This window comes from Myxococcus sp. AB036A (assembly GCF_006547355.1).
Taxonomy (GTDB): Bacteria; Myxococcota; Myxococcia; order Myxococcales; family Myxococcaceae; genus Myxococcus; species Myxococcus virescens.
The window spans coordinates 25,762-43,885 of record NZ_VHLC01000027.1 but is presented as its reverse complement, the minus strand read 5'-3'; the positions used below and the strand labels follow the sequence as shown (position 1 = coordinate 43,885).

Annotated in this window: 19 protein-coding genes; 13 read left to right on the top strand and 6 right to left on the bottom strand. The window is 70.9% G+C overall.

Annotated features, from left to right (window positions below):
- Positions 1-10 precede the first annotated feature (10 nt).
- Positions 11-292, bottom strand: a complete 282-nt coding sequence (locus FL344_RS13890) for a hypothetical protein (protein ID WP_228558201.1) — start codon at positions 290-292, stop codon at positions 11-13.
- Positions 293-505: 213 nt separating this feature from the next.
- On the opposite strand from FL344_RS13890, the gene FL344_RS13885 reads away from it, so the two are divergent.
- The gene (locus FL344_RS13885) at positions 506-1,360 is read left to right on the top strand and encodes an endonuclease/exonuclease/phosphatase family protein (protein WP_141618866.1); all 855 of its coding nucleotides are present in this window, start codon (positions 506-508) and stop codon (positions 1,358-1,360) included.
- 24 nt (positions 1,361-1,384) lie between these two features.
- Here FL344_RS13885 and FL344_RS13880 read toward each other — a convergent pair whose 3' ends face one another.
- Positions 1,385-1,936 (bottom strand): hypothetical protein, encoded by a 552-nt coding sequence (locus tag FL344_RS13880; RefSeq protein ID WP_141618865.1) that lies wholly within the window; start codon positions 1,934-1,936, stop codon positions 1,385-1,387.
- Positions 1,937-2,052: 116 nt separating this feature from the next.
- On the bottom strand, positions 2,053-2,439 hold the full coding sequence (locus tag FL344_RS13875) for a hypothetical protein (RefSeq protein WP_163884335.1): 387 nt from the start codon (positions 2,437-2,439) through the stop codon (positions 2,053-2,055).
- 292 nt (positions 2,440-2,731) lie between these two features.
- Here FL344_RS13875 and FL344_RS13870 point away from each other — a divergent pair, with 292 nt between their 5' ends.
- Entirely contained in the window at positions 2,732-3,373 is a 642-nt protein-coding gene (locus FL344_RS13870; protein ID WP_194863104.1) for a YdcF family protein, read from the top strand.
- Here the strand turns inward: FL344_RS13870 and FL344_RS13865 are convergent.
- A complete protein-coding gene (locus FL344_RS13865) occupies positions 3,354-4,892 on the bottom strand; it encodes a trypsin-like peptidase domain-containing protein (protein WP_228565029.1) in 1,539 nt (512 codons plus the stop codon). The genes FL344_RS13870 and FL344_RS13865 overlap by 20 nt on opposite strands.
- Before the next feature lie 116 nt (positions 4,893-5,008).
- Complete coding sequence (locus tag FL344_RS13860) at positions 5,009-5,518, bottom strand: MarR family winged helix-turn-helix transcriptional regulator (RefSeq protein ID WP_141618863.1); 510 nt, start codon at positions 5,516-5,518, stop codon at positions 5,009-5,011.
- 96 nt (positions 5,519-5,614) lie between these two features.
- Here FL344_RS13860 and modA point away from each other — a divergent pair, with 96 nt between their 5' ends.
- From modA to modC, 3 genes are read left to right on the top strand one after another with little or no spacing between them, the layout of a single operon-like run.
- Entirely contained in the window at positions 5,615-6,373 is a 759-nt protein-coding gene (gene modA, locus FL344_RS13855) for a molybdate ABC transporter substrate-binding protein (protein ID WP_141618862.1), read from the top strand.
- Positions 6,374-6,393: 20 nt separating this feature from the next.
- Positions 6,394-7,047, top strand: a complete 654-nt coding sequence (modB, locus tag FL344_RS13850) for a molybdate ABC transporter permease subunit (RefSeq protein ID WP_228565028.1) — start codon at positions 6,394-6,396, stop codon at positions 7,045-7,047.
- On the top strand, positions 7,044-8,114 hold the full coding sequence (gene modC, locus FL344_RS13845) for a molybdenum ABC transporter ATP-binding protein (protein ID WP_141618860.1): 1,071 nt from the start codon (positions 7,044-7,046) through the stop codon (positions 8,112-8,114). The genes modB and modC overlap by 4 nt, the downstream gene beginning before the upstream one ends.
- A gap of 574 nt (positions 8,115-8,688) precedes the next feature.
- Here modC and FL344_RS39740 read toward each other — a convergent pair.
- On the bottom strand, positions 8,689-8,811 hold the full coding sequence (locus FL344_RS39740) for a siderophore-interacting protein (RefSeq protein ID WP_141618859.1): 123 nt from the start codon (positions 8,809-8,811) through the stop codon (positions 8,689-8,691).
- 415 nt (positions 8,812-9,226) lie between these two features.
- Here FL344_RS39740 and FL344_RS13840 point away from each other — a divergent pair, with 415 nt between their 5' ends.
- The 8 genes from FL344_RS13840 to FL344_RS13805 all read left to right on the top strand — a co-directional run bounded on the left by FL344_RS13840 (position 9,227) and on the right by FL344_RS13805 (position 18,123).
- The gene (locus FL344_RS13840) at positions 9,227-10,171 is read left to right on the top strand and encodes an HmuY family protein (protein ID WP_228565027.1); all 945 of its coding nucleotides are present in this window, start codon (positions 9,227-9,229) and stop codon (positions 10,169-10,171) included.
- Positions 10,168-11,730: an MXAN_6640 family putative metalloprotease gene (locus tag FL344_RS13835; RefSeq protein ID WP_228565026.1), complete on the top strand. Its 1,563-nt coding sequence runs from the start codon at positions 10,168-10,170 to the stop codon at positions 11,728-11,730. The genes FL344_RS13840 and FL344_RS13835 overlap by 4 nt, the downstream gene beginning before the upstream one ends.
- A gap of 239 nt (positions 11,731-11,969) precedes the next feature.
- On the top strand, positions 11,970-13,052 hold the full coding sequence (locus FL344_RS13830; RefSeq protein ID WP_141618856.1) for a type III polyketide synthase: 1,083 nt from the start codon (positions 11,970-11,972) through the stop codon (positions 13,050-13,052).
- Positions 13,046-13,621, top strand: a complete 576-nt coding sequence (locus FL344_RS13825; protein ID WP_141618855.1) for an isoprenylcysteine carboxyl methyltransferase family protein — start codon at positions 13,046-13,048, stop codon at positions 13,619-13,621. Before FL344_RS13830 ends, FL344_RS13825 begins: the two co-directional genes overlap by 7 nt.
- Complete coding sequence (locus FL344_RS13820; protein ID WP_020478192.1) at positions 13,614-13,895, top strand: acyl carrier protein; 282 nt, start codon at positions 13,614-13,616, stop codon at positions 13,893-13,895. The genes FL344_RS13825 and FL344_RS13820 overlap by 8 nt, the downstream gene beginning before the upstream one ends.
- The gene (locus tag FL344_RS13815) at positions 13,892-15,670 is read left to right on the top strand and encodes a fatty acyl-AMP ligase (RefSeq protein ID WP_141618854.1); all 1,779 of its coding nucleotides are present in this window, start codon (positions 13,892-13,894) and stop codon (positions 15,668-15,670) included. Before FL344_RS13820 ends, FL344_RS13815 begins: the two co-directional genes overlap by 4 nt.
- 81 nt (positions 15,671-15,751) lie before the next feature.
- Entirely contained in the window at positions 15,752-16,849 is a 1,098-nt protein-coding gene (locus FL344_RS13810; protein WP_141618853.1) for an NAD(P)/FAD-dependent oxidoreductase, read from the top strand.
- A 233-nt stretch (positions 16,850-17,082) separates the two neighbouring features.
- Positions 17,083-18,123 carry an MBL fold metallo-hydrolase gene (locus tag FL344_RS13805; protein WP_228565025.1) on the top strand — a complete coding sequence of 347 codons (1,041 nt, stop codon included), beginning with the start codon at positions 17,083-17,085 and terminating at the stop codon, positions 18,121-18,123.
- Position 18,124: the final 1 nt, after the last annotated feature.

Genomic DNA, 18,124 nt, shown 5'->3' with positions numbered 1-18,124 from the left:
GACAGCGCCGTCAGTGACCGGAGGCCACCGAGGCGGTGAACTCGTCGGGCAGGAAGGCGGAGAAGGACGGCACGCGTCGAACCTTCCGCCGGGAGTTGCCTGCCAGTCGCAGGATGGCCACGGACACCAGCCCCAGGCCCACGGCGCTGCGCAGGGGCGCCGGACGGCGTGACCGGCGCCGGGCGCGGTAGCGCAGGAGTCCCACGGGCAACAGGGCGGCGGGAATGGCCATCAGCGCCCACGAGCGCCAGCGGGACCGGCCAGACGAATCGGATGCCAGTGTCGTTTTCATGAAGAAACAGGTTGGGCGTGGGATGGAGCAGGGGGAAGGGCGGCCTGGACCGGACGCAGGTCGGCCCCTGGGTCGGGCCCCCCCGGTGGAGGGCGGACACGGCCTCGCCAGCCTGCTTACTGATGGCCCGCCAGGCCGGCTGCCTTCCGGACGAGCCTGGGGGGCAGGGAGACAGGTTCGCGGAGGGGGCTTAACATCGCGCCCCTTCCGCCCATGAGCGTTCGCCGCCTCCTCCCCCTCTTGTTCCTGATGGGGCCGCTCGCGTGTGCGACCGGCCCTGGCTACCTCGCCTCCACCGAGTCCGTCGCCGCCGTGCGGCGCGCCCCGGGAGAGCTGCGGGTGATGACCTTCAACATCCAGTCTGGCGCCCGCGGGTTGGAGCGCGTGGCGCACGTGATTCGCGCCGCGGTGCCGGACGTCGTCGCCTTGCAGGAGGTGGACGTGGGGTCCACCCGCGCGCGCGGCCTGGACCAGACGGAGGAGCTGTCGCGCCTCACCGGCCTGAAGTACCGCGCCCACTTCCGCACCACGGATTTGTTCGGCGGGGCCTACGGCATCGCCGTGCTGTCGCGCTTCCCGCTGGAGGCACTGGCGCAGTATCCGCTGCCGGGGCCGCGCGGCGCGGAGCCTCGCACCGTGGCGCATGCGGTGGTGGAGGTGGATGGGCGCGAGGTGAGCGTCTACCTTACGCACCTCATCCGCCAGCCCTTCAACAGCGACACCCGCGTGCGGCAGAGCGCCTACGTGGCGCGGCTGATGGCGCAGGATTCGCGGCCCAAGGTGTTGCTGGGGGACCTCAACGACGGACCGGACTCACGCTCCACGCGGCTGCTGCGGCGGGCCCTGCATGACGTCGCCGCGGCGACGGGGGGCACGTATCCGCTGCCGCTCTTCCTGCCCACGCTGCGCATCGACTACGTGCTGGCGTGTGATGCCTTCACGTCCGTGGCCAGCCGGGTGCTGCGCGTGGACGTGTCCGACCACTACCCCGTGGTGGCGGACCTGCGGCTGAAGCCGGAAGCCGCGCCCCTGGTTGCCGAGCGCGCGGCCACTGGCACCGCGCCTTGAACGAGGCGCGGGCCGGCGCGGGCATCAGCCGACGTTGAAGCGGTACAGCACTTCGTTGTCGTTGCGCGTGAAGCCCTTGAGCACCTGGTGCTCGAGGTTCTGCGCGCCCAGGTACGCCAGTCCGCCGGAGGCGAAGCCCATGACGGACAGCTCGAAGTAGGGGTGCGGCCGGGGAACGTGGGTGATGTGCAGGTCGGTGTGGCCCTGACCGGGGAGCACGTTGAGGTCGCCCTCGGTGAAGTAGCCCTTCCAGATGCCGGGGGTGAACAGCAGGAAGCGCCGGAAGTCACCCTGGCTGAACATCGCCTTGAGCTGGCCCTGGCCCAGGGCGTACTCGGCGGACTTCACGCCGAACTGCCAATATGCGCTCGGGTTGTTGTTGTAGAAGCGCGCCAGCAGTTCGTCGTTGAGCCGGAGGAACGCGTCCGCCGGCATGCGCGACACCGGCATCACGGGCTTGGAGAAGAAGGGCTCCTTCTTCGCGAAGTGGGTGAGGAACGCCTTCCAGGCCGCCTCCCCGTGGGTCTGCACCATCAACTGTTGCCGGGCCAGGAAAGCGACGCCTTTGACTTCCATTCACGCTCTCCGCGGGGGCGCGGACGCCCCTCGTTTGGGTTTGCAGGCCACAGTGTGCTGCAAATGTTTCATGAGACGAAGCGATGATGTGACAACCGCTCGCGTCCGCCCGTCCCTCAATCGAGCTGGAGTCCGCAGTCGCTACAGGCGCCTTCCAGCAGCGGCGCGGCGGTGCCACAGGCCGGGCAGGGCGGCTCGCCGTCCTCGGGGATGGGGGCCGCCGGCGCGGCGGTGCGTCCCATGGGCACCAGGCCTTCGCGCTCGATGCTGTCCATCCACCGTTGCTGGAGCAGGGCGGCCACGCGAGGGCCGTCCTCGGGGCGCACCAGCACCTGGAACTTCGGGCTGCATCCCGGCTTGCTGCAGGCCTCGCGATGCACGAGCGCCGGCACGTCCGCGCCCAGGCAGGCGTCCACCAGCCGCCGCGCGTCCATCAGCGCCATCTCCGCGCAGGGCACCAGCTCCACTTCCGACAGGGCCTTCGTTGCGTCTTCAGGAGTCATCACCCGGGGGATTGGAGCGCACCCCTGGGGCTACGTCCAGTCCGCCCGGGCCCGCGTGTCATGCCGCGCACGCGTCCGGTCACGACGCGCCGCGGCCGAGATGCGGTTCATTCCCCGGGCCTTCCCATGGCCCCTCGGGACATGCGCTCAGGCGACGCGCCAGCGCTGGAAATCCTCGCGACCCCGGCAGTTCTTGCTGGCCGCCGCGGCAACGCGCGCCGCTGTGTGGCCACCGGGCATCGGCGTGGATTGCGCGGTGGCGGAGGGGCGACTTCAGGCTAGCGTGCGGAGGGTGCTGCCCACGTCACTCACGCCGCGCACCGTGCGCCTCTTCCGGCTCCTGATGGTGGGTGCGGGCGTGCTGACGTGTGGCGTCTTCGGCCTCGCCTGGGTGGTGGACCGCTTCGGTCAACGCGAGCAGGCCGCGCCCGCGGACGTGCTGGTGGTGCTTGGCGCGCGCGTGTTGCCCGGGGGCGTGCCTTCCGGGGCGCTGCGCGCGCGCACCGAGCACGCGGCGGGGCTGTACCACCGCGGCGTGGCTCCCCGGCTCGTCTTCTCCGGCGGCGTGGGCGTGAATCCACCCTCCGAGGCACGCGCCATGCTGGCGCTGGCGACGCGGATGGGCGTTCCGGCGGAGGCGTGTGTCCTGGAGGAGGGAAGTCACTCCACCGACGACAACGCCCGGCTCACGGCCGAAGTGCTGCGCGGGCTGGGGGCTCGGCGCGTGGTGGTGGTGTCGGACCCGTATCACCTGCTGCGCGCGCGCAACTACTTCCGGCTGTATGGCTGGGAGGTGGCCACCAGTCCGGCGCTGGAGACGGAGCGCAACCTGGACACGTTCGACCGCATCTATTGGACGGTGCGCGAGGCCGTCGCGCTGTTGCTGCATCCCCGCGTGCTGCTGGCGCGCGCGCCTACTTCTCCGGCACCGTGAGCGCGCGCAGCTCCAGCGCGCCACCCGGCAGGGCCACGCGGAGCAGCACGGACTCGCCGGGCTTCGTCTTCCGCAGCGCCGTCACCACGTCCTTCGCGCCGCGCACGGGCTTGTTCTCGGCCTCCACCACCACCATGCCCGGCAGCAGGCCGGCGTGTTCGGCCATGGAGGCGGGGGCCACCTCCGTCACCAAGGCGCCGGAAGGCGGCAGCTCCTGGGACTCCGCCAGCGCCGGGTCCATGTCCATCAGGCTCAGCCCCACGCGATGCTCGGCGGGGCGCTGCGAGCCCCCGACGGCCGGCTCCTTCTCGGCGACGCCTTCCAGGTCGGGCCGCGTGCCCAGCGTCGCCTTCACGTCGCGCTTCTTCGCGTCCCGGTAGAGGGCGAGCGTGAGCTCTTCGCCTGGTGGTTTCTGCGCCACCAGTCGCGTGAGCGCGCCCGCCGAGTCGATGGGCTGCCCATCCGCGGCGACGATGATGTCGTCCGGCCGCAGCCCGGCTCGGGCCGCCGCTGTCTCCGCCGTGACGTCGGTGACGACCGCGCCCTCCTGCACCGGCGCGCCCAGCGCCTCGCCCAAATCGGGCGTCATGTCCTGCACCATCAGCCCCAGCCAGCCCCGGGTGACGGTGCCCTTCTTCTCCAACTGGGGCAGCAGCGATTTGACGAGGTTGCTGGGCACCGCGAAGCCAATGCCCGAGCCCTCGCCGGCGATGGCGGTGTTGATGCCCACCACCTCGCCATTCAGGTTGAACAGCGGACCGCCGGAGTTGCCCGGGTTGATGGCGGCGTCCGTCTGGAGGAAGTCGTCGAAGGGGCCCGCCGCGATGTCGCGCTCCCTCGCGGCGAGGATGCCCAGGCTGGTGCTGGACGTCAGGCCGAAGGGATTGCCAATGGCCAGCACCCAGTCCCCCACACGCAGTGCATCCGAGTCTCCCAGCCGCACCACCGGCAAGGGCTTGCCGCCGTCCAGGCGTTCGAGCTGGAGCACCGCCACGTCGGTGAGCGGGTCCGAGCCCAGCACGCGCGCCTCCAGGTCGCGCCCGTCGGCGAGCTGTACCTGAATCGCCTCCGCGTCCTCCACGAGGTGGTGGTTGGTCAGCACCAGCCCCCTGGCGTCGATGATGAAGCCGGAGCCGATGCCCTCACGCACCGGCGGCGCGAAGGGCGAGGGGGCCTCGAAGGGAGACAGCGGGTCCTCGGGGGCGTCGCCGAAAGGGGGACCGTCGAACGGCAAGCCTCCGAAAGGCGAGGGACCTTCACCTCCCCAGGGCGTGTCCTTCGGCTCGCCAGGCGTGGGCGCGCCCAGCCGCACCTCCACGTTGACGACGGCCGGACTCACGGACGCCACCAGGGGCGCGACGGAGGCGAGCGCCACGGCGCGTCCGGCGGGCAGCGGGGGAGGCGCGGTCGGCTTCGGTGCGGAGGTCGCCGTGGAGGGAGGCGGCTCCTCCGCGTCCTTCCGGCAGGCCACCAGGCCCAGCAGCACCCCTACCGCCACCCCGCGCGCGTGTGCCCTCATCGCCTTCCTCCCCTGTCGCAAGCTGCGACTGCCGCGCGACGCAGGGGGGCTGACCACCCGGGCATGAAGCCTGTCTGGCCGCTTGGGGGACTGGGGCCTCGCCGGGGGCCCGGCTGTCAGCCCGCGCGCTCACGCGGCGTGGGCGTGGCCGGGGCGCTCATGCGCTTCACCAGCTTCTCCAGGATGCGGAAGAGGGCCTTGCGGTCTCCCACGTCGAGGATGCCCAGGAACTGGTGCATGCCATGGACGACCACGCGGTTGAGCCGCTCCCAGGTCGACTGGCCTTCCTCCGTCAGGCGGCAGTGCACGACGCGGCGGTCGGTGGCGCTGCGCTCGCGCAGCAGGTGCCCCTGGCGCTCCAGCCGGTCCACCACACCCGTGACGGTCTTCTCCGTGACACCCAGCCGGCGCGCCAGCTCGCCCATGGTGAGCGGGCCGTCCTGACCCAACCAGAGGATGGCGTGAACCTGAGGTGGCGTAAACTGGAGCTGCTCGCACATGCTGGCGATGGGGTCACGGAGCGAACTGCGCCGGCCCAGCGCGAGGAGCAGGTTCTGGAGCTTCTCCAGATCCTCGGAAACGTCTTCATCCTCTTTGTGGAATTTCCGTGACACGGAGTATCCCATAGCGGCCCCGCATGGGCGGGTCAATCTGTTGTCCAGATGGGCACTGACCTGACGACAATGCAACGCGGGTTGTCCGGATATGCGAGGTGCTACGCCATGCGTCATCTGTTCCTGCTTTGTGCCGTCTCCATGCTGTTGTCGGGGGCATCTGCCCGAGCCGACACGGTGCTGGTGTTCGCGGCCGTGAGCACCTCGGACGCGCTCCAGGAGCTGGCGCCGGCCTTCACCCAGACCACGGGCCACGCGGTGGAGTTCTCCCTGGGGGCCTCGAGCGACCTCGCACGTCAGGCCGTGGCCGGAGCGCCCGCGGACGTCTTCCTCTCCGCCGACACGGCGCAGATGGACGCGGTGGAGAAGGCGGGCCTGGTCGCGCCCTCGACGCGCGTGGACCTGCTGTCCAACCGGCTGGTGGTGGTGGTTACGGTGGACGCGAAGTCGGCGCCGTCCTCACCCGCTGGGTTGCGTGGGTTGAAGCGGCTGTCGCTGGCGGACCCGGAGGCGGTGCCCGCGGGCGTGTATGCGAAGGCGTGGCTGGTGAAGGCGGGGCTCTGGAAGGCGCTGGCGCCGAATATCGTGCCGGCGCTCAATGTGCGCGCCGCGCTGGCGGCGGTGGAGACGGGGCGCGTGGACGCAGGCGTCGTGTATTCCACGGATGCGGCACATTCGAAGCGCGTGCGCGTCGCCTTCCAGGTGCCTGAGCAGGACGTGTCGCGCATCGTGTATCCGGCGGCGGCGCTGACGAAGGGCGCCGCACCGGAGGCCGGGCGGGCATTCGTGCGCTTCCTTCAGTCTGACACGGCTCGGAAGGTCTTCACACGCCACGGCTTCGGCGTTCCCAGCGCGCGGGCTCCCTGATGGAGGGCGTCGCGGCGTTGGTGTCCTTCACAATCTGGGTGGCGGCGCTGGCCACGCTGCTCATCCTGCCGCCGGGGCTCGCGGTGGCGTACGCGCTGGCGCGGTGGGAGGGCCCAGGCAAGGGCGTGGTGGAGACGGTGCTGACGCTGCCGCTGGTGCTGCCGCCCACGGCGGTGGGACTGGTGCTGCTGGAGTTGCTCGGGCGCAATGGCCCGTTGGGGCGCGTGCTGGACGCGTGGGGCATGGAGGTCGTCTTCACGCCCAAGGCCGTGGTGCTGGCGAGCGCGGTGATGGCGTTCCCGTTGCTGGTGCGCTCGGCGCGCTCGGGCTTCGAGGAGGTGGACCCGCGGTTGGTGGCGGTGGCGCGCACGCTGGGCGATTCGCGCACGCGCGCCTTCTTCCGGGTGACGTTGCCGCTGGCCTGGCGTGGTGTGCTGGTGGGCGCGCTGCTGGCGTTCTCCCGCGCGCTGGGGGAGTTCGGCGCCACGGTGCTGGTGGCGGGCAACATCCCAGGCCGTACGCAGACGCTGTCCCTGGCCATCTTCCAGCGCACGCAGTTGGGGCGGGACGCGGAGGCGCTGCGGCTGGCGGGCGTGGCGGCGCTGCTCGCCTTCGTGGCGGTGTTCGCGACCGAGGCGGTGACGCGGCGGCGTGGGCGGAGGGTGCGCGCGTGAGCCTGGAGCTGGACATCCGGTTGCCACTGGCGCGCTTCACGTTGGAGGTGGGCACGCGGCTGGATGGCGCGTCGGTGGCGGTGATGGGGCGCTCGGGCTCCGGGAAGACGTCGCTGCTGGAGGTGCTCGCGGGGCTGCGGCGCGGCGCCCGGGGGCGGGTGGTGCTGGATGGCCGCGTGTTGTTGGACAGCGTTGCGCGAAGCGACGTGCCGCCCGAACAGCGCCGCATGGGCTACGTGCCCCAGGATGCGCTGCTCTTTCCGCATCTCACGGCGGAGCAGAACGTTCGCTTTGGCGTGCGGCCGGGGCGGGCCTCTCGCGTGGACGAGGCCGTGGAGATTCTGGAGCTGGCGCCGCTGCTGCGCCGCTACCCGGCCACGCTGTCCGGGGGCGAGAAGCAGCGCGTGGCGTTGGCTCGCGCGCTGGCCACGGACCCGGCGTTGTTGTTGCTCGATGAGCCGCTCGCCGCGCTGGACGTGGCACTGAAGGAACGCGTGCTGCCGTACCTGCTGCGCGTGCGCGACGAGGCCCAGGTGCCGATGCTGTACGTGACGCATCAACTGGGCGAGGCGCGCGTGCTGGCGCGGGAGGCGCTGCTGTTGGACCAGGGGCAGGTCCGCGCGGCCGGGCCCGCGGCCGAGGTGCTGGGCGCGGCGGCGCGAGGCCTGCTCGCCGGTGAAGGGGAAGGGGAGGAGAACATCCTCGAAGGAGTCCTGGAGCGTCCGGACGACGGCGGGTTGCGGCTTCGGATGCAGGGTGGGTTGTCGTTGTGGGTGCCGGACTCGCCCGCGTTGGCGCCGGGCACGCGCGCGGCCTATGCCGTGCCGGCCGCGGACATCCTGCTGTCCATCCAACCGCTGACGGGCGTCTCCGCGCGCAACGTCATGACGGGCACGGTGGTGAACGTGGAGCCCGTGGCGACGGGGGAGGACGCGGCCACCGTGGAGGTGGCGGGCGTGCGCTGGGTGGTGTGGCTCACGTCCGCGTCGGTGCGTGAGCTGGGCGTGGTGCCCGGCGCGCGGGTGTCCCTGGCGGTGAAGACGTCCGCGTGCCGGCGGCTGCGCTGACTCATCGCGCAGCTCAGATGTGCTGAGAGACGGAACCGTCGCGACGTGTCGTCCGTGGGCCGCGCGAACGCCAGGCAGAGCAGAACGAGCGACAGCGGGACGGAGCGGTTCGTGCAAGGAGTGCATGCGCGGGGACGCCTCGTGAGCGCACGGCGCGCGCGGATGCCATCACCTCCGTGGTGGATTTCATGCTGAACGAACCGCGCGCTCCCCCGGAGTCCCCTCGCGCCGGGGGGAGCCGGAGTCACTCCCGTAGCTCGCTGTTCGGAAATGTCGGGGGTTTTGCGCCGCGAAATCTCCCGACATTTCCGAACAGCGAGCTGCCGAGGTGCGCCCCGGCCCTCGGGGCGGCTCGCCTCATGGCGCGCCTCAAAAGGGCTGGGCGATTGCGTCGCCGCGGTGGGCCAGCCCACCGGCTGCATCGCGCGGAGAAATGGCCGCCAGGAGGGGGGACTCTCTTGCCAGGCTGCGATGGACCGATCGCGCAGGTCGAGAGATTGCGTACCGCACATGGCAGGCGGTACCTCCTCGCGCTCACCAGTCTCCGCCTGCTCGCTTCATCCGCACGTTGCGATCAGAGGCCCCGCTTGCCGTCCCTCCAGTAAGCCTTGCTGCGCACGTCGCGCTTCGCGAAGCCGCGTCGGTCGAGCAGTTCCTGGCGCAGCATGACGACAGCTGCTGCCGGGGCCTTGGCCATGGAAGAAGACGACGACCTCGAGCGCTCCACGCGCTGGGTCCACCAGTGACGGCGTGTCGTGCCGGAAGGCCGTCGGGCCGACACGGAACTCCACTTCGTGGCCGGGCTCGGCGCGGACACCCTTGAGCGACTCGCCCTCGAAGCGCACGCGGCGCAGTCGAGGTGCCAGTGTCTCAACCGAAGTGACGCGGGTGGCCTTCGCGAACCACGGCACGAGGGTATTTGCGAGGACTGCGGACATTCCCGGCATGGGCGCTTCAGAAGGACGATGATTTCATGGGTCGAATATTGAATATGAGAATCGTTATCATTTATGGTGCCGCGCGTGGAGGCCGGAATGGCACTGCGCCGTGTGCGCCTTGTCCTGGCCATGGGTGGTCTCCGGCTCCGCACCATCCGAGGGAGAGGGCCGTTGATGAAGACTCACACCGAAGAAACGATGCACACGAAGGCCAGCAAGCAAGGCCTGTGGGTGCTGGCCGCCGTGGCGATGGCGCTGGCCCTGTTGGTGAATTGTGGTTCGTCTGATGAAGACCCCACCCCGGTGCCCGACGCCGGACAGGCGGACTCCGGGACGAACCCGACGCCGGACTCTGGAACGGAGCCCGAGCCGGACTCTGGAACGGAGCCCGAGCCGGACGCGGGCACGGAGCCTGAGCCGGATGCGGGCACGGAGCCTGAGCCGGACGCGGGCACGGAGCCGCTGTGCCAGAGCGACGTGCCTTGCAGCGAGCAGAGCATCGACCGGCTGAACCTGCTCACGACGCCGTCGACGACGGCGATGTTCGAGGAGGAGGCGCCAACGGGCGAGTTCCGTTCGTACATCGACGCCCGCGCGGGTGGTCTCACGGTGAACCAGTCCTACACCTACGCTCGCTTCACGCCCGAGGGCCTGGCCCGGGTCAACATCGACGACCAGACGTCGCTGGGCGACCACGGCTGGGACATCGCGTTCCGTCGCTACTACATCCGGCTGAACGGCGGCACGTCCGGCCCGTCCTGCATTGGCGTGGCGCGGCTGCCCACGGGCACCCGCTTCGAGACCGTGACGTCCGTGCCCGCGGACCTGACCTTCCAGTCCGACGCCTGGTACACCGACACGTGTGAGTTCATCCCGGACAACTCGGGGCTCGCCGGGCCGACGATGGCGCTGAGCAGCTTCTGGTCCTACCAGGGCTGCGTGAAGATGTCGGGGGATGTCTTCATCATCCGCCTGGCGGATGGGCGCCATGTGAAGTTCGAGGTGACGTCCTACTACGAGCTGGCCGTGCAGGAGCATTGCAACGCGACGAACGAGCTGCCGTCGGGGACGCCGAGCGGCTCGGGGCAGCTCCGCGTGAAGTGGGCCTTCCTGCCATGAAGCTCCGGGCGCTGCTCCTGCTCATCCCTTTCGGGTGTGGACCTGTCCAGCAGGCTTCGCGTGAACCGCACGAACGGCACGATTCGTTCGTGACGTGGGAAGCGGGACTGCAAGCGGGAGCGCGCCCCACCTCGCCCTCGGCGCTGCCTCCGCGCTTCGACGAGGGCGAGGCGGTGGAATCGGTCGTGTCCCCTGGGGGGCTCTTCCGCATCCACTTCTCCCGTTCCGGTTCCAACGCCGTGCCGGCGGCGGACGCGGACGGGAGTGGTGTTCCGGACGCGGTGGAGACCGTCGCGTCCGCGTATGACCGCGTCGCCGCCTTCTATGAAGGGCTGGGCTTCCGTCTGCCACCGGATGACGGCTGGGTGGGGAGCGACAACGGCGGTGACGGCCGCTTCGATGTGTACCTGGTGGATTTCAGTGGCATCGCGGACGGAGCCTTCCGGCTGGACGGCTGTCTGGAGGCGTCGTCCCGCTGCACCGGGCACATGCTCCAGGAGAACGACTTCGCGGGCTACAACTACCCGTCCCATGACGAGGCAGTGGACATCCTCGCCAGCCACGAGTTCTTCCACGCGGTGCAGGCGGCCTATCACCCGGGCCTGGGCAGCGTGGCATCGGAGGGCACCGCGGTCTGGGCCAGTGAGCGCTACCGGCCCGCGCTGGATGACTTGGAGCGATTCACCGCCGCGTACCTGTCGCGTCCGGACCGCACCCTGGTGCTGGACCCGGAAGGGCCGGCGGTGTCCTTCAGCTATGGCACGAGCATCTACTTCCAGTTCCTGGGCGAGCGCTTCGGGGATGGGGTGGTGCGCTCGCTGTGGGAGGAGAGCGTCGTGACGCCGTCGGTCCGCTGGCCGGTGCTGGTGGAGACGGCGCTACAGCGCGACTGGGGCGCTGACTTCGACACCGCCTTCGCGGAGTTCGCCCTGTGGAACCTGGCCACTGGACCGCGCCGGGCATGGGGCGCGGGTTATGAGAACGGTGAGGGCTATGCGCCGCTGACCGTCGCGCCACGCACGCTGCCAGTGACGGAGCCATCCGTGCGGGTGGCGGCCGCGTCAACGCGCTACTTCGAGGTGGAAGGGGGGACGTCTTCTGTCACCGCCTCCTTCGAGCCCACCGAGGGCGAGGACTCTCCCGCCATCCACCTGCTGGTGGCCGCGGTGACGCCGACGCAGGTGCTGCGCGTCGCACGCGCGGACGGCGTGGGGACCCTGTCCGCTCACGTGGACGCCGAGGACGCCACACACGTCATCGTCGCCGTGGTGGACGGACGGCGCGACGGCCTGGGCCGGTATGGGCGGCTGTGCATCTCCGGGGAGGACTCCGGCGCGCCCTGCGCCACCGTGCCACCGCCTGACCCGGACGGTGGGGACGACCTGGACGGGGGCGTCGACGCAGGTCCAGGAGGAGACCTGGACGGTGGTGTCGACGCGGGTGTGCCAGGTGAGCCCCGGCCTCCGCCTCCGCGTGACGAGGGTGGCTGTTCGTCGGCACCGGGAGGCCTGACGTGGGCGCTGCTCCTGTTGCTGGCGGCGGCCTTCATCCGGCGTTGAGCAAGGTTCGTTCAGCGCTTGTGTATGGCGCGGGACGGATTTCTTCGACGCCACCGCCCAGGGGGTTCCCAGCACGTGTTGTTGATGCGTCGGCCGCGACGGCCGTGTGCGTCATCCGCGTGACAGTCGGACATGCGAGGTGCGTGCGGGAGACGGAAGCGGGAACATCCCGTATCGCGTTGGACGCTGTCTCCGATTAAGCGTCAACTCTCCACCGACGCGAATGACCCGGGAACGCCATGCTCAGTGCCTCAGGCCAGGACCGCTCGCCCTTCATCTGTGCCATGGGGCGGGCACTCCCGCCGCACTACGCCAGTCAGGAGCAGCTCATCGCCGCGTTCCGCGAGCTGTGGGCCACGCGCCACTTCAACCTGGAGCGGCTGGAGGACCTGCACCGCGCCGTCCAGGTGGGAGGACGGCATCTGGCGTTGCCCCTGGAGGCTTATCCGCCGCTGCTGACATTCCAACAGCGCAATGACGCCTGGATTCGCTCGGCCACGGAGCTGGGCGAAACGGTGGTGCGCAAGGCCCTGGACGCGGCGGAGCTCACGCCCGGGGAGGTGGACCACGTCTTCTTCGTCACCGTGACGGGCATCGCCACGCCGAGCATCGACGCGCGGTTGGCCAACCGCATGCGCTTCCGGGAGGACTTCAAGCGCACGCCGCTCTTCGGTCTGGGATGCGTGGCGGGCGCGGCGGGTGTGGCCCGGGCGGCGGACTACCTGCGCGGCTTTCCGGAGCACACAGCGCTCGTCATCGCCGTGGAGTTGTGTTCGCTCACGTTGCAGCGCGAGGACCTGTCCATTCCGAACATCATCGCGTCCGGCCTCTTCGGCGACGGCGCGGCGTGCGCGGTGCTCCGAGGCGCGGCGGCCCCGGGGGCGCGAGGGCCGCGGGTGGTGGCGTCGCGCTCCGTGTTCTACCCGGACACCGAGCGCATCATGGGCTGGGACGTGGTGGACACCGGCTTCAAGGTGGTGCTGTCCGCGAAGGTGCCGGGGCTCGTGAAGGACCACATCCGAGGCAACGTGGATGGCTTCCTCGCGCAGCATGGACTGAAGCGCGGGGACATCCGGCACTGGGTGGCGCACACCGGTGGGCCCAAGGTGCTGGAGGCCTTCGAGGAGGCGCTGGAGCTGGCGCCCTCGGCGCTGGAGCGCTCGTGGGCCTCCCTGCGTGAGGTGGGCAATCTCTCCTCCGCGTCGGTGCTCTTCGTGCTCGGAGAGACGCTGGAGTCCGTCCGCGCGCAGCCGGGGGAGTGGGGCGTGATGATGGCCATGGGGCCGGGCTTCGGCGCGGAGATGGTGCTGCTGCGATGGTGACCTCCACGCACGCCCTCTTCCTGGGCTTCATGGCCGCGCTCGTCGTGGAGCGGCTGGTGGAGCTGGTGCTCTCCAAGCGCAACGCCGCCCGGGCCTTCGCGCGCGGCGGAGTGGAGACGGGGCAGCGGCACTACCGCTTCATGGTGGTGTTCCACACGCTGTTCCTGGTGGCGTGCGTGGCGGAGGTGTTCCTGCTGCGGCGCGGCTTCCCGGGCGCGTGGGGCTGGGCGGCGCTGGCGGGCGCGGTGCTGGCGCAGGGGCTGCGGTACTGGGCCATCGCCACGTTGGGCGACCGGTGGAACTCGCGCATCATCGTGGTACCGGGGCTGGCGCCGGTGACGGGCGGGCCCTATCGCTTCCTGCGCCATCCCAACTATGTCGCGGTGGTGTTGGAACTGGCGTGCGTGCCGCTCATCCACGGTGCATGGTGGACGGCGCTGGTCTTCTCAGTGGGCAATGCGGCGCTGCTCTACGTGCGAATCCGCGCGGAAGAGGCGGCGCTGGGTGATGTGTACGCGCAGGCGTTCTCCCATCGCCCTCGTTTCATTCCGGAGGTGCCACGTGGCTGAACGCGAACTGGAGGTCATGACGGAGATTCATCGCATCGTCACCGAGGAGCTGGAGTGGAAGGGCGCGGTGGAGCCCTCGCAGGACCTGGTGCGTGACCTCCAGTTGGACAGCCTGGGCCTCACGGTGCTGGCGGTGGGGCTGGAGAACCGCTTCCGCATCCGCCTGTCCGAAGAGGACGCGCAGGGCGTGCGCACGGTGGGCGACCTGGCGAAGCTGGTGGCGCAGCGGGTCGCGGCTCCGGTGGAACCCAGGCCGGAGGAGGCCCTGCCGTGAAGGATGCTGGCTCGCGACTGGTGGGCCCTGCGTTGCCTCCACCCAGGCATCTGACGGTGAACGCGGCGCTCGCGGACACCGGGCGCACGTCGCCGCTGGGGCTCACCTTCGTGGACGCGGCCGAGCGCGAGGTGGCCATGCCCTGGGCGGACGTGTACCGCCGGGCGAAGCGCACCGCCGCGGGGCTGGCCCGGCTGGGCGTGAGCGAGGGTGACCGGGTGGCGTTGCTGCTGCCCACGTCGCCGGCCTTCATGGACGCCTTCTTCGGCACGTTGCTCGCGGGCGCGGTGCCGGTGCCGCTGTACCCGCCGGTGCGGCTGGGGCGACTGGAGGAGTACCACCGCGCGACCTCGCGGATGCTCCACGTGACGGGCTCGGTGATGGTCTTGACGGACGCTCGCGTGCGCCTGCTGCTGGGGCCCAGCGTGGAGCGCGCGCGCCCCCGGCTGGGGTGTTACACGGTGGACGAGGTGTCCCGGGGGGATGACGTGCTGGAGGTTCCGGTGCGGCCGGACGCGCTGGGGCTCATCCAGTTCTCGTCCGGTTCCACGGTGGATCCGAAGCCGGTGACGCTGACGCACGAAGCCCTGCTGGCGCAGGTCGCGGCGCTGGAGATGGCGATGCCGCTGGGGGCGGGGGTTCCCCGGGTGGGCGTGAGCTGGTTGCCGCTGTACCACGACATGGGGCTCATCGGCTGTCTGCTGTCCGCGCTGTACTACCCGGGAAGCCTGGTGCTGATTCCCCCCGAGGCCTTCCTCGCACGGCCCGCGTTGTGGCTCCGCGCGCTGTCTCGCCACCGGGGCTACATCTCTCCCGCGCCCAACTTCGCCTATGGCCTGTGTTTGAAGCGGGTGAAGGACGCGGAGCTGGACGGGGTGGACCTGTCGTCGTGGCGGCACGCGCTCAACGGCGCGGAGCCGGTGTCCGTGGACACGCTGCGCCGCTTCTCGGTGCGTTTCGAGCGGTGGGGCTTCTCCGCGCGGGCGTTGCGGCCGGTGTACGGGCTGTCCGAGGCGTCGCTCGCCGTCACCTTCCCGCCGGAAGGGCGGGGGCCGCGCGCGCTGGGCGTGGACGCGGGGCTGCTGGCCCGGGAAGGCCGGGTGGCGGAGGGCTCGCGTGAGTTGGTGAGCGTGGGCATGCCCGTGGCGGGCTTCGAGGTGGAGGTGCGCGGCGAGACGGGCGAGGCGCTCGCGGAGCGGTGCGTGGGCCGGGTCTTCGCGCGGGGGCCGTCCCTGATGGCCGGCTACTTCGCGGATGCGCAGGCCACGGACCGGACGCTGACGCGGGACGGATGGCTGGACACGGGCGACCTGGGCTTCATCGCGGAGGGCGAGCTGTTCCTCACGGGCCGGGCGAAGGACGTGGTCATCATCCGAGGCGCGAACCACGCGCCGCAGGCGTTCGAGGAGCCGCTGCAGAGCGTGGCGGGCGTGCGCGCGGGCTGCGCGGTGGCGCTGGGCTTCACGCCCGAAGGGGGCGAGGACGAGGCGCTGCTCATCCTCGCGGAGCGTTCGGGGCAGGAGGCGGATGACGTGGTCGAGGAGCGCATCCGCGCGGCGGTGGTGGAGACCACGGGCGTGCGGCCTCACACCGTGCGGATGCTCGTGCCAGGCACGTTGCCGCGCACGTCCAGCGGCAAGCTGCGCCGCGCCGAGGCGCTGCGCCGCTACCTGGCCGAGGAGCTGGCGCCGCCGAAGAAGGTTGGCGCGGTGGGGCTGGCGGTGGAGATGGCTCGGAGCGCGTTGGCGATGGTCCGCGCGGAGAGCGACACGTGAGGTCTCAGGCCGTGGGGCCGTGCACGGCGTCAGCGTGAGACAGGCCATCATGGGGATGGGAGTCCCGGAGGAGTCCACGCCGTGAAGCGGTATGACGTCGCCGTGGTGGGCGGAGGACCCGCGGGGCTGGCGGTGGCCATCACCACCACGCTGCGGGGGCTGAACACCGTGGTGCTGGAGCGCGGCACCGCGCCGGTGGATAAGGCCTGTGGCGAAGGGCTGCTGCCTCCCGGCATGGCGGTGCTGGAGCGGTTGGGCGTCCTGCCTCTGCTGGATGACCAGGGCAGCCATCCCTTCGTGGGCATCCGCTACGTCCAGGAGGATGGCAGCACGGCGGAGGGCCTGTTCCCTGGCAAGGGCGCGCTGGGCGTGCGGCGCGTGGCGCTGGCCACGGCGCTGGTGTCGCGGGCGCGAACGGTGGGCGTGGAGCTGCGCGAGCGCACGCAGGTGCTGTCCCACCAGCGGGATGGCAAGGGCGTGGTGCTGCAGACGGCTGAAGGCCCGGTGGAGGCCGCCATGCTGGTGGCCGCGGATGGGCTGGCTTCACCGCTGCGCCGCGCGGAAGGTCTGGAGGTGGAGCCGACGGGACCGCGCCGTTTCGGCCTGCGACGACACTTCCAGGTCGCGCCGTGGACGCCCTATGTGGAGATCCACTTCGCGCATGGCGTGGAGGCCTACGTGACGCCCACGGGCGCGCGGCGCGTGGGCCTGGCCTTCCTCTGGGAGGACGGCGGGGTGGAAGGGCGGGTGAGCTTCGAGACGCTGCTGGCCTGCTTCCCCAAACTGTCGGAGCGGCTCTCTGGCTCGGAGCCGGACTCCCAGCCCCGCGGCGCGGGACCGCTGGCCCGGGTGGCCCGAGCGCGCATCGCCGACCGCTTCGCGCTGGTGGGAGACGCGGCGGGCTACGTGGACGCCATCACCGGAGAGGGCCTGTCGTTGGCCTTCGTGTGCGCGGAGTCGCTGGGGAACCTGCTACCGGAGGCGCTCGTCCATGGCGCCACGCGCGAGGCGCTGATGCCCTACGAGCAGTGTTTCCAGCGGGTCTTCCGCAAGTACTCCCGGTCGACAGGCGCGCTGCTCATGCTGGCGCGACGGCCCTGGCTTCGCCGTCCCGTGGTGCGGCTGCTGGGGAAGACGCCCTGGCTGTTCGAGCGCATCCTGCACGCCGTCGTGACGTGAGCGCGGGGCTGAGGGGCGCGGAGGCGTTGGCGTTCTCCTCCGCCTGTCGCCGGAGCGTGACACCCGCTGTGCAGAGGCGTCTCCAGAAGTGTGTTGCCGGTTGCCGGACGGGCGCAAACCCGGTCCACTGTCACGCCGAGACATGGACGTCGAGCCCGGGCCGCGCGGGCGTCTTCCCAGTCCTGTCTGGATGGAGCACCGCACCCATGTCCCTGGACCGTTCTTCCCGGCCCATGACGAAACTCCTGTCGCTGGTGCTGCTGCTGCTGTCGGCACCGTGGCTTGGGGGCTGCCTCTTCGCGGGCCCCCGTCACCAGGGTCCGGTGACGGCGCACTTCGACGGTGAGCACTTCCAGAACCTGGAGCCCATCAAGCGCCTGAGTCCAGACGAGGTCTTCAAGGCGCTGCGCAAGGGGCCTCGCGGCCCGTGGCGGGACTACGAGGAGTTCGCTCCAGGCAAGCCGCCTCCGGAGCGCGTGGGGCTGGGACAGCTCCGGGTGACGTTCATCAACCACGCCACCGTGCTCGTCCAGGCGGACGGGCTCAACATGCTGACGGACCCCATCTATTCGGACCGTCCGAGCCCGGTGCCCTTCATCGGCCCCAAGCGCGTGCGGCCTCCGGGCATCCGTTTCGAGGACCTGCCGCCCATCGACGTGGTGGTGGTGAGTCACAACCACTACGACCACATGGACTTGCCGACGCTGCGGCGCCTGGAGGAGGCGCACCATCCGCGCTTCATCGTGGGCCTGGGCAACAAGGCGCTACTGGACGGCGAGGGCTTCCGGCACGTGGTGGAGCTGGACTGGTGGCAGTCCACGGAGGTGGCGCCGGGCCGCGCGGTGACGGCGGTGCCGGCGCAGCACCGCTCCAACCGCGGGCTCACCGACAGCGCGGCGACGCTCTGGGCGGGCTACGTCCTCGCCACATCCGGCGGGCCGGTGTTCTTCGCTGGCGACACGGGCTTCGGTCCCCACTTCGCGATGATGGCCGAGCGCTTCGGTCCCATGCGGCTGTCCGTGCTGCCCATTGGCGCCTACCGGCCCACCGCCTTCCGCCCGGTCCACATGGGGCCGGTGGAAGCCCTCCAGGCGCACAAGGTGCTGCGCTCGGCCACGTCGGTGGCCATGCACTACGGCACCTTCGCGCTCGCGTTGGATGGGCAGGACGAGGCGAAGTACCACCTGCTGTGGCTGCTGGCGCGCGAGCCCGTCCGGCCGCGCTTCTGGGCCCTGGGCTTCGGCGAGGGCCGCGACGTGCCCGCACTGGACTGAG